A 15,975-nucleotide genomic window follows, 5' to 3' on the forward strand; every position below is an offset into this window, starting at 1 on the left:
GAGTGTGATTAGTAGGCAATAGGAAGTTTAAATTCGAATTGGGTGCCCTGATTCCTTTTGCTCTTTACACAGATTTCTGTCTGGTGAAGGTCTAATATTCGCTTCACTATTGCTAGTCCAATACCCGCTGATTCTGTTCCTTTTCTGCTTCGATCTGGGTTTGCGTAGAAGCGTTCAAAGATATATGGCATATCGGCATCAGATATACCTACCCCACTGTCGATGATTTTTACTTTTACGCTGTTTGTGTTTTCTTCTGAAGATTCAAACTCGAATGCAATTTTCCCTTTCTGGGGTGTGTAAGCTATGGCGTTGCGAATAAGGTTTTCGAACACTCTTTGCATCAAGCTGATATCCGCCTGTACCAAAATATTAGTGTGGGTGTTGATCTGCCATTTGATCTCTTTTTGATCCAGTTCTAATGCAAATTCCTGGACAGTGTCATAGACCAATTCCGTTAGCGAAAATGACTCAGTATTAAGGCGCGTGGTTGGTGATTCGAGCTTGGCTAGTTCGAACAATTCAGAGATCAACTGTGCGAGTCTGTTAGCGCTTAAGGAAGCTTGTTTTATGTAATTGCTCTTCTCCTCTTCTGTTAGATCATTCTTGATGATCAGTGTTTCAAGATAGCCTTGTATAGAGGCTAGCGGTGTTCTCAAATCATGGGAGACGTTGCTAATAAGTTCTCTGCGTTGATTGTCTGATTCGGTCAGTAAGTTTATCTGTCGGTCGATCTTTTCTGACATCTGGGTAAATGTATTGCTCAGTATCTCTATCTCATCGCCATGAATTTGAGTTGTTGTAAGATTGTCGCACTCTATATCACTAGGGCCATGTTTATGCGTGAACTGACACAACTCTTGGCTTAGTTTGTTTAAGCGCTTTAAGGTTAAGCTGAAAATTAAAATCCCTATAGCGATGGCGATAAAACTGATGAATAGAATGCTTATGATGATCATGCCGGCGCTGTAGCTTTGCTTGATCATTGTTCCTAGGTCGCTGTATAGGTTGCTTCCTAATACGACATAGAGATAACCAATATGCTGGTTATTCTTGTCGGTTAGCTTAGCTGCAGAGAATACTTTCTGGCTGTTTTGATTGAGGGGGTCCTGGCCGTATATAGGTAAATTCGAATCAGGCGCTAGGAACGCTTTTATTGGCTGTAGGTTAACTTTGATCGTTAGTTCTTGTCTGGCTTCTGGTATTGAGTGGGCAATCACGTTGCCTTTTGGATCTAGGAGGTAGACTTGGGCGATAGGGTTAACAATCATTGCTTGATGAGCGAGTGCTTCAAATGCCTTTACGTTTACCTGTCCTTCTTCTTCTGTGATTAGCTGATATGCGTCCTGAATGTACATTGCGATGCTTGCGTTAAGTTTTTGCATCACCTCTTCGCTGTAACGCTGCATCCAGTATTCTGTTGCTAGTAGGGTGGCTATAGTAGAGCATATAACCACCGTGATCAGCCCTGAGGCGATCTTCTTGCTTAATGTGAATGATGATTGGTTAGAGAGGTTAGGTGTGCTTAGAGCGGCTCTCATGCGCTTAGAGCCTCCTTCTCTAATTTGTAACCTACGCCCCAAACAGTGGCGATGATTTCTGGGTTGTTTGGGTCGGATTCTATTTTGGCTCTTAGGCGGTTGATATGAGAATTGACTGTGTGCTCATATCCGTCGTGGCCATAGCCCCAAACGTTATCTAACAGTTCTGATCGTTTGAAAACTCGACCAGGATGTTGAGCAAAAAAGGTGAGTAGTTGATATTCGCGTGCAGTTAGCTCTAGAGGCTTTCCGGCTAATGCAGCTTTGTGTTGTTTGTTGTCTATTTCGAGCTGGCCTATGGTCAACCTCTCTGGGTCTGTTTCTACTTTTGTGCGCAGCGCATTTTCCCGTCTAAATGTCGCTTTTATGCGGGCTATTAGCTCCATGATGCTAAATGGCTTTGTTATGTAATCATCTGCGCCTAGGTCTAGACCGAGTACTCTATCAAGCTCAGTTGATCTTGAAGTCAGTAATAGTATCGGGACATAAGCGCAGTTCTTTCTGACCTCACGACATATCTCTAAGCCCGAAGGTCCTGGGAGCTGTATATCCAATATCATAAGATCCCATTCTTCATTCAAGGCGAGCTTTATTCCTTCCGTTCCGCTAGCTGAGTGCGTTACCTGTGACCCGAGATCCGTTAGATGAAGCTTGAGGAGTAGTGCTATTTCCTCTTGATCCTCAATGATCAGAATTCGTTTATTTTCCATTTTTTCTTGCCGTGAGCTTAGATTGAGTAGTTATGACCCCGGCCTTCTCAATTAATTCTATTTTTTATTTATCACTCAAATATCACGGCGTTTGGGTTAGTTATCACAGTCTGTGATATTTGCTTAATTTCTGTGATTTAAGTTTTAAGTTTTTGTTATTTGCTCGGGATATCTCTTTGTCTGTTGTTCCTTATGCTTTGCCTGTCTTTTATCTATGCATTGGTTTAACGATTTTAGGGAGTTGGAAATGAGTAAATTTGTCAAAGGTTTTGGGGTTGCTGCTAGTTTTGTGGTCATTGGTTTAAGTTCGCAGGTTTCGGCTGGTGAAGGTTTTTATGTGGGTGGTCAGATCGGTAGTACGACCCTTGGTCATAGTATTGAGCGTAATACTGGCGATCCAGATGCTGCTAGCATCGTAACCTTGGCTGAGGAAACTGATGTTTCTGTGGGTCTGCACTTAGGTTACAAGCATAAAGTATCAGAAGATGCGTTCGTTGCTGCGGAAGTTTTTTACAATGACGAGTCCGCTGAAACAACAAGCCTAAACGGTGTGTTGCGTTCAGAGCTTGAGCTTGAAGCGTCTTATGGTATCAACTTTAAAGCTGGAGTTGAGTTAACCGAGAAGTTCTCTGTTTATGGTATTGCGGGTGCTACTTGGGTAGATCTTGATACGCGCAATAGCTACACATTTGCACCACCTGTTAAGTCTAAGTCTGACGATGAAGTGGCTCTATCACTAGGTGTAGGTGCTGAGTACGCAGTTAACAATAACTGGTCAGTTAAGGCTGAGTACATACGTGTAAATGATACTGACTTTGACGCGCCTAAAGAGGTCGTGCTGAATCAGTTTAATCCTAATGAAGCTGAGTACGATAACTTTAATGTTTCACTAAGCTATTACTTCTAAGCATTATGTAAGTCCCCCTTCCTTATACTTACAAACACTCTTTGCCATGCGTAGTCCCTGCGCATGGTTTTTTTGTTATATGGCTTTTTGAATGTTTCACGTGAAACAAAAAAGCCGGCACAAAAGGCCGGCTTTAGATTAGATATTTAGATGTGACGATTAGCCAAGCACAGATATATCAGCAACACCCAAGAACAATGCGCGTAACTGGCTTAGAAGAGCCAGGCGGTTGTTCTTAACAGCCTCGTCATCAGCCATAACCATAACGTCTTCGAAGAAGGCATCAGTCGATGCGCGAAGGCCAGCGAGTGACTCAAGCGCTTCTTGATATTTACCTTCTGCAAATAGTGGCGCTAGAGCAGCTTTCTGAGCTTCGATATCTGCCGCAAGAGCTTTTTCGGCAGCTTCAGTTAATAGTGCGTTGTTAACCTCAGTCGTGCCTGTTACGCCCTGCTTACTCAGGATGTTCGATACACGCTTGTTAGCAGCAGCCAATGCTTCGGCTTCAGCTAAAGAGCGGAAGTGGTTAACCGCTTTAACGCGACGATCGAAGTCTAATGGGCGGCTTGGTTTAAGCGCCAATACTGATAGGAATACTTCAGCGTTGATATCTGCGTCTTCGTACCATGCGCGGAAACGCTCCAACATGAAGTCTAGAACTTTGTCTTCTAGACCTTCGCGCGCTGGTAGATCGTTATGGTTGTTCGCCGCAATGGTCAGTAGCTCGCGTAGATCCAGATCTAGTTCACGCTCTACGATAATGCGCAGTACGCCTAGCGCTGCACGACGCAGTGCGAACGGGTCCTTAGAGCCTGTAGGAGGCTGATTGATACCGAACAGACCTGTCAGAGTGTCTAGACGGTCAGCAATGGCTACAGCGATACCAGGGGCAGTCTGAGGTAGCTCATCGCCTGCGAAGCGAGGCATGTACTGCTCGTTTTGAGCTAGTGCTACATCCTGATCTTCACCGTCATTCAGCGCATAGTGATAACCCATCAAACCTTGTAGGTCTGTGAATTCGTATACCATGTCTGTAAGCAGGTCGGTTTTACACAGTAGGCCAGCACGTTCAGCTTTCGCTTGATCCTGATTTAGAGTTGCAGCGATTTTGCCAGACAGCGCGCTAATGCGAGCAGCTTTATCGTAAACCGTGCCAAGGTCTTTCTGGAATACGATGGTTTTTAGCTTCTCAACACGAGATTCCAGCGTAGTCTTTTTGTCAGTTTCGAAGAAGAACGCAGCGTCAGATAGACGTGGACGAATTACTTTTTCGTTACCTTCAATTACCTGCAGAGGATCTTTAGAAACGATGTTGCAGATCGTTGTGAAGTTAGGCAAAAGGTTGCCATCTGCATCTAAGTGGTGGAAGTACTTCTGATGCTCTTTCATTGAAGAGATTAGCGCTTGCGCTGGTACTTCTAGGAAGCGCTCTTCAAAGCGGCCTGTTAGTGCGACTGGCCATTCGTTAAGTGCTGTAACTTCATCAAGAAGATCTTCGTCGATCTGAGCAACTGCATTCAGCTTCTCGCCTTCTGCTTTAACTTGCTCGTTGATCATCGTCTTACGGATATCGTAATCAGCGATTACCATACCTGGGTTTTCTAGGCGATCAGCGTACTCAGATGGTGCGATCAGTTCGATCTCTTGGTTGTAGTGGAAGCGGTGGCCGCGAGTCTTACGACCCGATGTCAGACCAAGAATTTCACAATCTACAACTTCATCACCGAATAGCATGACTAGCCAGTGAACCGGGCGAACGAATTCAACACGAGATGCACCCCAGCGCATACGCTTAGGGATCGGCAGTTTGTTTAGTGATGTTTCTACAAGTTCAGGTAACAGAGAAGACGTCGCTTTGCCCTCTTCTGTGTTCTTAAAGTTGTAGTATTCACCTTTGTTGGTATCGATCTTTTCAAGCTGATCGATTGTCACGCCGCAAGAACGAGCAAAACCTTCAACCGCTTTTTCAGGCGCTTTTACAGAAGGACCGCGTTTTTCGATTTCGCGGTCAGCCTGTTTGTCGTCTAGAGTGCTGATCAACACAGCTAGGCGGCGTGGAGATGCGTAGCTTTTTACATCGCCAAAGTTAACGCCTGCTTCTTTCAGGCCAGCAGTAATGCCAGATGTGAAAGCGTCAGAAAGGGTTTTAAGTGCTTTTGGAGGTAACTCTTCGGTACCTAGCTCAACGAGAAAATCATGTTGTGCCATTATTTGCTCTCCTCGCAGTTAGCCAGTACTTCTTGGCGTAGGGCTTCGGGTGCCAGTGGGAAACCTAGTTCTTTACGGGCATTAAAGTATGCGTGTGCGACTTCACGGGCTAGTGTGCGCACACGAAGGATAAAGCGCTGACGCTCTGTTACAGAGATCGCATGACGCGCATCCAAAAGGTTGAACGTATGAGACGCTTTAAGTACCTGCTCGTATGCAGGAAGCGGTAGTGGCGTTTCCAAGCTTAGTAGCTTGTTGCACTCAGCTTCGCAGTTGTCGAACGTTTTGAATAGTTCTTCAACGTTTGCATGCTCGAAGTTGAAAGTAGATTGCTCAACTTCGTTCTGGTGGAATACGTCGCCGTAAGTCACTTTAGAGCCGTCAGGGTTTACTGCCCATGTTAGGTCGTAAACGCTGTCTACACCCTGTAGGTACATTGCAATACGCTCAAGACCGTAAGTAATCTCACCAGTTACTGGGTAACATTCAAGACCACCTGCTTGCTGGAAGTAAGTAAACTGAGTTACTTCCATGCCGTTTAACCAAACTTCCCAACCAAGACCCCAAGCGCCTAGTGTTGGAGACTCCCAGTTGTCTTCTACGAAGCGAACGTCGTGAATGCCAAGATCGATACCCATGCGCTCTAGAGAGCCTAGGTATAGTTCCTGAATGTTGTCAGGAGATGGCTTAAGAACAACCTGGAACTGGTAGTAGTGCTGCAGACGGTTAGGGTTTTCACCGTAACGGCCATCCGTTGGACGACGGCTAGGCTGCACGTATGCAGAGCGCCAAGTCTCAGGTCCAATTGCGCGTAGGAAAGTCGCAGGATGGAAGGTGCCGGCACCTACCTCCATGTCCAGTGGTTGTACGATTACACAGCCCTGCTCTGCCCAGTATTCCTGTAGAGCAAGGATCAGCCCCTGAAATGTGCTTACGTCTGGGGTCGCCTTGTCAGTCACAGCGTTTCACCTTTTACATAAGTGCCGTTGAGTTTCTGCCGTCATGGCAGCTGCACAGCACCAGATTAGCCCGAAAAATTAGCCGGCAATTATACAACAAAAAATAGACAGTCGGTGGCTGTAAAAGTGGGATAAAGGGGATTTTTGAAGAAAAAGGGGTAGAAATAGGTTCTACCCCGGTGTGGTATCGCTTAGTAATCCAAGCAAAGGTATTTAAGCGTTTCGATTACTTGCTCTGTATTCTCGGCTACGGCATGTGCGCAAGCGTCGATTTCTTTTAGTGGGTGTGTCAATTCTGGTGCGTGTTCAACGATCAGAGACTTACCATTGGCGATGGCAAAACCAGCATCAAATGCAGCGTTCCACTGACGGTATTTATCACCGAAACGAACGATCACGATGTCAGCACGTTTGATCGCAGTCATGTGACGCATAGTGTTCATTTTTGCTGATTTGTGATCGGTCCAGAAGTTCTTCTCTTCTGGGCCTAGGATCTCAGTAGCGCAACCGTCACTGGAATCGTGATCTGTGTTTGGAGTAAGTACATCGATTGGTAGGCCATTTTGGTTGATGGCTTTTTTGATTTTGTTTCGCCAGTCGGTGTGAATCTCACCGGATAGGTAAACTGTATATCGCATGATTAGGCTCTCGAAATTAGGTTCGTCGCAGATCTGATGCCTGCTTTATCGTTTCCAGAAAATAGGTGTGAATAGTACTAGCAAGGTAAATACCTCTAGACGACCGAGCAGCATGGCAAAGCAAAGTACCCATTTAGCTGGATCGTTCAGGTCGCCGTAGTGTGCAGATACATCGCCAAGGCCTGGGCCTAGGTTGTTTAATGTCGCACCTACCGCTGACCATGCAGTTACCTGATCAAGCCCAGTCGCTAACAATACGATGAGCATGGCTACAAAGACGATCATGTAGACGGAGAAGAAGCCCCATACAGCTTCTAGAACTTTATCGGAGATCGGTTTTTTACCTAGTTTTACCGGAATAATCGCATTGGGATGTACCAAGCGTTGGATTTCACGGTAGCCCTGCTTAAGGATCAGAAGTACACGGATGACTTTCATGCCACCACCGGTAGAACCCGCACAACCACCGGCAAAGGCTGCCACGAATAGCAGGAACGGTAGCATTACTGGCCAGTGCGCAAAGTCTGCTGTGGCAAAGCCGGTCGTGGTTGCAATGGATACCACCATAAACAGTGCTTTACGCATCGATTCGCCCGGCGCGTAGGTCTCGGTTACGACCAAGGCAACAATGGCGATAACGGTTATTGCTAGGAGTGTAACTAAATAGAATTTAAATTCTGGATCTAGAATGTAATGCGAAATGGTGCGTTGTCGCCAAGCAAAAAAGTGTAGGCCGAAATTTACTGCAGAGATGGTCATAAAGAATATACAGATCATCTCAATGGCTACAGAATCGTAGTAGCCGATACTGGCGTCGTGGGTGGAGAAACCACCGATCGCAACGGTCGAGAAACTATGACCGATGGCATTGAATAGATCCATTCCAGCTAACCAATAACCAGCCGCGCAGGCGATGGTCAGTGACAGGTAGATATACCAAAGAGCTTTGGCTGTTTCAGTGATTCGTGGTGTAAGTTTGGAATCTTTAACGGGGCCTGGTGTTTCTGCACGATAAAGCTGCATACCACCGATACCTAGCATCGGTAGGATCGCTACGGCCAATACGATGATACCCATGCCGCCCAGCCATTGCAGTTGCTGACGATAAAACAAGATTGATTTGGGCAGGTCATCGATGCCGGTAATTACCGTTGCACCGGTGGTTGTGAGGCCAGATAGGGACTCAAATAGCGCATCGATAAAAGTTAGGTGCGGATTGTCCGTGAGCATAAACGGGAAGGCTCCGAAAAGCCCCAGTACAGACCAGAAAAGGACGGTAATTAAGAAACCATCACGGGTTCGTAAGTCCTGTCGCACTCGATATACCGGAATCCAGATGAAAAAACCGGTCAGCAGGGTAATCAAAAATCCGGCGATAAAGGCTAACTCTGCCCCATCATCATAGAGATAGGAGATACCTAACGGCGGCAGCATAGAGATGCTGAATATCATCAGCAGTATGCCTAATATGCGTAAGATAACTTTGTAATGCATCTGCGCTGCTTCCGCTTAGAAGAATGTAAGGCCAACTTGGAACAGGCGTTCCACTTCGTTGATTCGGCGTTTATCAACCAAGAACAAGATCACGTGGTCGCCACTTTCAACGACAACATCATCGTGCGCGATCAATACCTCGTCGTTACGCACGATGGCACCGATGGTTGTACCCGGAGGAAGATTGATCTCTTCAATGGTTTTGCCGACCACTTTAGATGATGACTTATCACCATGAGCTACCGCTTCCAGTGCTTCTGCCGCGCCTCGACGCAGCGAGTGTACTGCTACTACATCACCTCGACGGACATGGGTCAGTAGCGCACCGATAGTGGTTTGCTGAGGGGATATCGCAATATCGATCGCACCACCTTGCACTAGATCGACATAGGCAGGGTTGTTAATCAGGGTCATTACCGTACGTGCGCCCAGACGCTTCGCCAGCATAGATGCCATGATGTTCGCTTCGTCATCGTTGGTCAGGGCGCAGAATACGTCGGTATCTTCGATATTCTCTTCGATCAGAAGGTCACGGTCGGAAGCACTGCCTTGAAGGACGATGGTGTTATCTAGCGAACGCGCCAGCTGGTTACAGCGACGAATGTTTCGCTCGATGATTTTGACTTGGAACTCGTCTTCGATCGATTCGGCTAATCGCGCGCCGATATTACCGCCACCTGCGATAATGATGCGCTTATAAGGGCGATCTAGACGACGCAGCTCGCTCATTACAGCACGAATATCTTTACGTGCGGCGATAAAGAATACCTCATCGTCTGCTTCGATAACCGTATTACCTTCTGGGATAATAGGGCTACCGCTGCGGAAAATCGCCGCTACACGGGTATCCACCGATGGCATGTGAGCGCGAAGATAAGAGATCTCGCGACCCACAAGTGGGCCGCCATAATAGGCTTTTACGGCTACAAGCTGAGCCTTAGCGTCGGCGAAATCCAGTACCTGCAGAGCGCCTGGGTGCTGGATTAGACGTTTTATGTGCTTTGTTACCAGTAATTCAGGGCTAATACGGACATCAATAGGGATGCCTTTTTCGCCAAAGATCTTCTGATTTTTGTTCAGGTAGTCATGTTCACGGACACGGGCGATTTTCGTCGGTGTGTTGAACAGCGTTTGCCCTACCTGACAGGCGATCATGTTGACTTCATCAGAGTTCGTTACGGCGATAAGCATATCGGCATCTTGGGCACCGGCACTGTCGAGTACAGATGGATAGGATGCTTTACCTTCGATCGTACGGATATCGAGACGATCTTGTAGTTCTCTGAGACGGCCAGTGTCTGTATCAACGATAGTGATGTCGTTGTCTTCACTGGCTAGGTTTTCAGCCAAAGTGCCGCCCACTTGTCCGGCACCTAGAATAATGATCTTCATGATCAGCCTTTAACTGCTGCAGAAATGACAGAAATACACATAGCTACTTGAGCTTACTCCGTTTTTTCCAGCAGTGCATAATAGAAACCATCATGGCCGTTAGACTGCGGAAACAGCTGTCGACCATACTCTTGTTCGATACCCCACTCTGCCTCAATTGGCAGATGCTTGGCATTCGCAGTTTGGGTTACAAACTGCTTAATCAATCGCCCATTTTCCTGTGGGAAGATGGAACAAGTTGCATAAAGCAACTTACCGCCGGGTTTCAGCATGGACCAGCAATTATCCAAAATAGCGCGCTGAAGTTTGGCTGTTTCGTGAATATCTTCGCCTTGGCGCAGGTATTTTATATCCGGATTGCGGCGAATAACACCCGTAGCAGAACAAGGAGCATCTAATAAGATGCGGTCGTATTCTGTACCGTCCCACCAAGTTTGGATTGCGGCGTCTGCCACCTTTAAGTTGGCTTTTAAACGTAGACGTTTAAGGTTTTCTTCAACGCGGCTGATTCGCTTTTGTTCGAGCTCTACAGCGTCGACTTGAGCAAGCTTAGGCTCATGCTCAAGGATATGGCATAGTTTACCGCCGGGTGCTGCACAGGCATCCAGAACGCGTTGTTCTGGTCGTAGATCGAGAAGGTCCGCAGATAACTGTGCGGCTTCATCCTGCACGCTAAATGCGCCGATGCTATAACCCGGAAGGGTTTCGATATTGATTGATTCCGCTAGCTTAATGCCCTGATCACTGAATTGAGTCGCTTCTGCGGCAATAATCGGGGTCAGTTGCTGTAGGTAATCTTCGCGGGCTGTTGAGCGTTGATTCACGCGGAGTGTCAGCGGCGCTTGCTCGTTGTTGACGGTGAGTATCTCTTGCCAGTGCTCTGGCCAGTTGTTTTTCAGCTTGGCGATCATCCATTCAGGGTGGTTGAACTGGTATGAATCGTCATCTTTTAGGTAGTCTTCGAGTTCATCTTGTTCGCGTTGAAACCGGCGCAAAAGGGCGTTCACAACTTTCCCTGCCCAAGCCTTATCCAGTTCTTTGCACGCTTCAACGCTTTCACTAATCGCGGCATGAGCTGGGATGCGAGTGTGTTTTAACTGATATAAACCGATCAGAACAATGGCTTTAATATCGATATCTCGAAACTTAAATGGTCGGTTTTGCAGCAGTTTAATAATGGCATTCAGCTGTGGGTGGTAACGCATAGTGCCGTAGCACAGTTCACGCAGAAGGCCGCGATCCTTCTCAGGACAACGACGTTCAATCGTCGCAAATTGCGTATTCAAAGAACCCTTGTTTTTAAGTAAGGGGGTTAGAATTTGTGCTGCAAGTGCCCGAACATTGGTGGTCATGGTAATAGTCCTAAAACGTCTAACCTAAAACTACGCCTGCACTAAACTGCTCTCGTTTAGAGTTTAGAACAGCGGCAGTGTCCATTGGCTTTTTGCCCGGAAGCTGAAGCTGTTTGATTTTAATAGCGCCTTCGCCGCATGCGACAACAATGCTCTTTTTGTCAGAGGGCAAAATCTCACCCGGGTTACCACTTTGCTCAACTAATTCGCATCCTAAAAGCTTCACCACCTCTTCCCCAAGCTTGAATGTTACTGCAACACGTGGGCTTAGAGTGCGAATCTTAAGATCGATATCTGCAGCGGAAGCACTCCAGTCTATAACTCCTTCGGTCTTTTGCAGTTTCTTCGCGTAGGTGGCTAAGCTGTCATCCTGTGGTTCTGGAGACACTGTTTCCTGTTGGAACTGTGTAAGCGTTTCAACCAGGGCCTCAGAGCCAATAGCGGCTAAGCGTTCGAATACACTTGCTGCAGTGTCGTTGTTCTCGATTGGCGTAGTGACTTTGTAGAGCATATCGCCAGTGTCTAAGCCTTCATCCATCTGCATGATAGTGACGCCTGTTTCAGCATCCCCTGCAAGCATTGAGCGCTCTACTGGTGCTGCACCACGCCAGCGTGGAAGTAGCGAACCGTGAACATTGATGCAACCTAGACGAGGTGTCTCAAGAATTGCTTTAGGGAGAAGCATGCCGTAAGCAACTACAACCATGATATCGGCTTTAAGGTTTGTAAGTGCTAACTGTTCTTCTTCGGTTTTGAGCGTGGTTGGTTGAAATACTGGGATGTTATGTTCAACCGCAAGATCTTTTACTGGGCGTGGAGCCATCTGGTTTTTACGCTTACCCTTCTTGTCAGGCTGGGTATAAACAGCAATCACTTCATGCTCAGAACTAAGCAATGCTTGTAAGCTGGATGCGGCAAAATCAGGTGTGCCGGCAAAAACTATTTTCAGTGGCGACTCTGGCATGGTCTAGGCTCCAAAATAAAAACAGGCCTGCTAGTTAAACCAGCAAGCCTGTGAATTGCTTTTTAGTGATAATCAGGCGTGTTTTTCCTGCAATTTATGCAGCTTTTCTAGTTTGGATTTGATGCGGTTACGCTTGAGCATAGAGATGTAATCAACAAACAATTTGCCATTCAGGTGATCTAGTTCGTGTTGAATACATACAGCTAGGAGGCCTTCAGCTTCCATCTCATAAGGTTCGCCGTTGTAGTCGAGTGCTTTAAGCTTAACCTTTTGCGGGCGTTTCACATTTTCATAGAAGCCAGGAACCGATAAGCAACCTTCCTGATATTTGTGTAACTCTTCATCCAGAATTTCGAATTCTGGGTTGATCATAACCAATGGCTCGTTTTGGTCGTCAGAGATATCCATGGTTACGATACGTTTATGGATATTCACCTGCGTTGCTGCCAAACCAATACCTGGAGCTGCGTACATTGTTTCGAACATGTCATCGATTTGAGCACGTACTTCGTCATCGACTGTTTCAACGGGCTCAGCAATGGTACGTAAGCGTGGATCTGGGTATTCAAGAATGGTTAGTTTTGCCATGATTTACGTCTGTATCAACAAGTTATCGGGTGCTATTGCTGTGAATACTTCTATAAGTCATGCTAAGTTAACAACATGATATACAGGCATCTTAAATTTTAACTCGATTATTCAGGTTGTTAGCCGAAAGATAATATCGAGATCAATAGCGAAAAATATTAATCTGCCTATTATACTGATTAGAACGCTCAATGCATTGTCGTTACTTTACCATCTTGTTTTTCTTAACAAGCTGGAAGGTAATAAGGGAACTGGACATGAAAAAATTGTTATGCGGTTTGTTCGCTCTGGTGTTGGTTTCACTGACTTCTGTTCACGCTGAAACCCGGAAGGACTCTCTGCTACTTCGTAATGATCATCCGCAAGAATATGTGGTAGTGAAAGGGGATACGTTGTGGCACATCTCGGGTCGCTTTTTGCAAAGCCCTTGGAAATGGCCTGAAGTATGGGGGGTAAACCCGCAGGTTGATAATCCTCATCTAATTTACCCTGGTGACGTAATCTATCTAACGTGGGTTAATGGTAAGCCGCGTTTAGGGGTTAGACGTGATAGTGGCATCTATCCACGAGCACGTGTATCACCCCTGGTTAAACCGATTCCTGCTATCCCACTACGAGATATCATTAGCTTCTTAAATGATAACCGTGTGCTCTCAGAAGATATTCTGAAAGAGGCGCCTTATGTATTGGGTGGTCCCAAAGAGAGGATATTAGCCGGTGCTGGTGATCGTATGTACGCGCGAGGTCAGCTAGTGACTGAACAGCGTCGACAAGGTATTTACCGCCCTGCTAATGAATATATTGATCCTGACACTGAAGAATTTCTTGGTTACGAAACTTTGAAAATAGCTGATGCAAATGTGTCTGCACGTAAAGACGATGTGATCACATTGGATATCATTAAATCCCATAAAGAAGTGCGCATTCTGGATCGTGTGGTACCCACAGAAGAAGTAAGAATTCAGTCTGTATACCATCCAGCGCCAGCGCCTGCTGAGGTTGAAGGAAAAATCTTATCGGTGCTAGGTGGCGTACGTGATGCCGGTCAGTTTAATGTAGTGGCTATCAATCGTGGTTTGCGAGAAGGTATTGAAGCTGGTCATGTTTTTGCAACTTATCGTCGTGGCGAACTGATTAAAGATCCTATTACTAAAGAAATGGTAACGCTTCCTCAGGAGCGCTCAGGTGAATTGATGGTCTTTAAAGTGTTTGAGAAAGTGAGTTATGGCTTGATCATGCGCAGTACAGATATAATTTCTATCGGTGATGTAATCCGAGAACCATAAAGGATTAAATATGACGGCTGATCTAAAGGACTGGATCGCCGTTGCTGCCCTACCAGATTTAGGGGCAGCTTCAGTTAAGAAGCTTTGGGATCAGGGATGGACCCCTGAAAAGCTCCTCTGCTCTTCTGAAGCTGATTGGCATCGGCTTAACCTCAAGCAAAAAACAATTACCGCTTTAAGTGATATCCAACAAGGACGTGCCTCTCCAGCACTACAGAAATTGGATTCGGCACTGGCTTGGCAAGCTTCGGCTGAAGATTGCCATATCTTAGCTATCACAGATGCTGATTATCCTGCTTTACTACGTGAAATTTATGACCCTCCTCCCATTCTATTTGCTCGAGGCAATCTAACAGCACTAAATCTTCCGCAAGTAGGGATCGTAGGCAGTCGTAGCGCTTCTAGCGGTGGTGTGAAGCATGCTTATCAATTTGCCGGCTATTTGGCTCAAAATGGCTTGATCGTGAACTCAGGCTTAGCCTTGGGTATTGATGCAGCGGCTCATCAGGCGAGTGTTAATGCACAGTGCCCGACGGTTGCGGTATTTGGTACGGGTTTAGATCGGCCGTACCCTGCACGAAATCGTATATTGGCCCAACAGATCCTCGAGCAGCAAGGGGTGTGGTTGAGTGAGTTGTTTCCTGGAGCACCACCGTTGGCACCGCACTTTCCACGTCGAAATCGTATTATCAGTGGTATGAGCGCTGGTATTTTAGTGGTGGAAGCCGCGCCTAAAAGTGGTTCATTAATCACTGCGAGGATGGCGATGGAGCATGGGCGTGAGGTTTTTGCTATTCCCGGATCGATCAATAACCCCTTGAGTAAAGGGTGTCATCAGCTAATCCGTGAAGGTGCTTGCTTGGTTGAATCAGCAGAAGATATAACCTCACAGCTAGCTCCTATGCTGGGTTATCTGGCTGAACAGAATGCTGAACATATTGAAGGTGACTCTGAAAAGGATGTATCCCACTTTGCACCTGAAACGCAGCGACTGTTGAAGCATTTAGGCTACGAATATAACTCTATTGACCAACTGAGCTATCTGACCGGTATGGATATAGCTGAATTGGGCCCGATACTAGTGGAGTTGGAGCTTTTGGGCATCATTAGCCAAGATGGACACGGTTATATCCGATGTTAAAAGGCAATTTGGTAGAGTTGCAAAGACCGCGTCGAACATTTAGTGTTCAGCCCTCAAAGATAAATGCCTTCAAGATGAAAGGGAATTCCCCCGCTTTGTAACCTGTAAGGGGCTCTTTCTATCAACCTTTCATCACTATTGATTGATACCTTGAGTAAAAGTAGTGATGCGCTGTTGATTCGTTATATGGCATTGAGGAGTAAATGGTGAGTAGTAATTTAAAGCCTGATTGGTGGCATATTCAGCAGTCTGTTCGAGCAATTCGTCAAGGTGGTGTGATCGCTTATCCTACTGAAGCAGTTTGGGGTTTAGGTTGTGACCCGTTTGATGAGCAGGCGGTCTTAGATCTTTTAGAAATTAAGCGTCGACCTATGCATAAAGGTCTGGTTTTGATCGCTGGAAATCTCTCACAAATCGATTTTTTACTCGAAGATCTGACCGATGATGAATATGTCAAAGTAACTGCTAACTGGCCGGGCCCATACACTTGGATTTTGCCAGATAAAAAGAACCGAATTCCAGCTTGGATTAAAGGGAATCATAGCGCTGTTGCTGTAAGAGTGAGTAGTCACTTACAGGTGAAAAGGTTAACAGAAGCTTACGGGTCTTTCCTGGTTTCGACTTCGGCGAATCCGGCAGCGCATGATCCTGCAAGAGATATATTGAGAGTGAAGACTTACTTCGGTGAAAAGCTTGCTTATGTTTTACCGGGTGAGTTAGGAGGTTTAGATCAGCCTACTCAAATTCGAGATCTAAAATCTGATCAATTAATTCGCGCTTAAATAAATATGTGAG

General features: G+C 46.2%; 14 protein-coding genes. 4 read left to right on the top strand and 10 right to left on the bottom strand.

Annotated features, from left to right (window positions below; translation table 11 throughout):
* Nucleotides 1–8: 8 nt before the first annotated feature.
* Together ACMXYP_RS00075 and ACMXYP_RS00080 are read right to left on the bottom strand one after the other, a co-directional pair.
* Nucleotides 9–1,541: a sensor histidine kinase gene (locus ACMXYP_RS00075; protein ID WP_415882974.1), complete on the bottom strand. Its 1,533-nt coding sequence runs from the start codon at nucleotides 1,539–1,541 to the stop codon at nucleotides 9–11.
* Nucleotides 1,538–2,251 (bottom strand): winged helix-turn-helix domain-containing protein, encoded by a 714-nt coding sequence (locus tag ACMXYP_RS00080; RefSeq protein WP_415882975.1) that lies wholly within the window; start codon nucleotides 2,249–2,251, stop codon nucleotides 1,538–1,540. The genes ACMXYP_RS00075 and ACMXYP_RS00080 overlap by 4 nt, the downstream gene beginning before the upstream one ends.
* 247 nt (nucleotides 2,252–2,498) lie before the next feature.
* Here ACMXYP_RS00080 and ACMXYP_RS00085 point away from each other — a divergent pair, with 247 nt between their 5' ends.
* Nucleotides 2,499–3,158: an outer membrane protein gene (locus tag ACMXYP_RS00085; RefSeq protein WP_415882976.1), complete on the top strand. Its 660-nt coding sequence runs from the start codon at nucleotides 2,499–2,501 to the stop codon at nucleotides 3,156–3,158.
* A 159-nt stretch (nucleotides 3,159–3,317) separates the two neighbouring features.
* On the opposite strand, the gene glyS is transcribed toward ACMXYP_RS00085, so the two are convergent.
* The 8 genes from glyS to def form a co-directional block, all read right to left on the bottom strand.
* Nucleotides 3,318–5,366 (bottom strand): glycine--tRNA ligase subunit beta, encoded by a 2,049-nt coding sequence (gene glyS, locus ACMXYP_RS00090; RefSeq protein ID WP_415882977.1) that lies wholly within the window; start codon nucleotides 5,364–5,366, stop codon nucleotides 3,318–3,320.
* Nucleotides 5,366–6,325 carry a glycine--tRNA ligase subunit alpha gene (gene glyQ / locus ACMXYP_RS00095; protein WP_007021609.1) on the bottom strand — a complete coding sequence of 320 codons (960 nt, stop codon included), beginning with the start codon at nucleotides 6,323–6,325 and terminating at the stop codon, nucleotides 5,366–5,368. The genes glyS and glyQ overlap by 1 nt, the downstream gene beginning before the upstream one ends.
* A 191-nt stretch (nucleotides 6,326–6,516) precedes the next feature.
* Nucleotides 6,517–6,963 carry a YtoQ family protein gene (locus tag ACMXYP_RS00100; protein WP_415882978.1) on the bottom strand — a complete coding sequence of 149 codons (447 nt, stop codon included), beginning with the start codon at nucleotides 6,961–6,963 and terminating at the stop codon, nucleotides 6,517–6,519.
* Nucleotides 6,964–7,008: 45 nt separating this feature from the next.
* Entirely contained in the window at nucleotides 7,009–8,457 is a 1,449-nt protein-coding gene (locus ACMXYP_RS00105; RefSeq protein ID WP_415882979.1) for a TrkH family potassium uptake protein, read from the bottom strand.
* Nucleotides 8,458–8,472: 15 nt separating this feature from the next.
* Nucleotides 8,473–9,849, bottom strand: coding sequence for a Trk system potassium transporter TrkA (gene trkA, locus ACMXYP_RS00110; protein WP_415882980.1), 1,377 nt, complete (start codon nucleotides 9,847–9,849; stop codon nucleotides 8,473–8,475).
* Nucleotides 9,850–9,902: 53 nt separating this feature from the next.
* Nucleotides 9,903–11,201, bottom strand: coding sequence for a 16S rRNA (cytosine(967)-C(5))-methyltransferase RsmB (gene rsmB, locus ACMXYP_RS00115; RefSeq protein ID WP_415882981.1), 1,299 nt, complete (start codon nucleotides 11,199–11,201; stop codon nucleotides 9,903–9,905).
* 19 nt (nucleotides 11,202–11,220) lie between these two features.
* The gene (gene fmt / locus ACMXYP_RS00120; RefSeq protein WP_415882982.1) at nucleotides 11,221–12,165 is read right to left on the bottom strand and encodes a methionyl-tRNA formyltransferase; all 945 of its coding nucleotides are present in this window, start codon (nucleotides 12,163–12,165) and stop codon (nucleotides 11,221–11,223) included.
* A 72-nt stretch (nucleotides 12,166–12,237) separates the two neighbouring features.
* Entirely contained in the window at nucleotides 12,238–12,753 is a 516-nt protein-coding gene (gene def / locus ACMXYP_RS00125) for a peptide deformylase (protein WP_415882983.1), read from the bottom strand.
* A gap of 257 nt (nucleotides 12,754–13,010) precedes the next feature.
* Between def and ACMXYP_RS00130 the strand changes: the two genes are divergently transcribed.
* The 3 genes from ACMXYP_RS00130 to ACMXYP_RS00140 all read left to right on the top strand — a co-directional run bounded on the left by ACMXYP_RS00130 (nucleotide 13,011) and on the right by ACMXYP_RS00140 (nucleotide 15,962).
* Complete coding sequence (locus ACMXYP_RS00130) at nucleotides 13,011–14,039, top strand: LysM peptidoglycan-binding domain-containing protein (RefSeq protein WP_415882984.1); 1,029 nt, start codon at nucleotides 13,011–13,013, stop codon at nucleotides 14,037–14,039.
* Between the two features lie 10 nt (nucleotides 14,040–14,049).
* On the top strand, nucleotides 14,050–15,180 hold the full coding sequence (gene dprA, locus ACMXYP_RS00135; RefSeq protein ID WP_415882985.1) for a DNA-processing protein DprA: 1,131 nt from the start codon (nucleotides 14,050–14,052) through the stop codon (nucleotides 15,178–15,180).
* A 206-nt stretch (nucleotides 15,181–15,386) separates the two neighbouring features.
* Complete coding sequence (locus tag ACMXYP_RS00140; RefSeq protein ID WP_415882986.1) at nucleotides 15,387–15,962, top strand: L-threonylcarbamoyladenylate synthase; 576 nt, start codon at nucleotides 15,387–15,389, stop codon at nucleotides 15,960–15,962.
* The last annotated feature ends 13 nt before the right edge of the window (nucleotides 15,963–15,975 follow it).

The sequence above is a fragment of the Neptuniibacter sp. QD34_54 genome (assembly GCF_047778055.1).
Lineage (GTDB): Bacteria > Pseudomonadota > Gammaproteobacteria > Pseudomonadales > Balneatricaceae > Neptuniibacter.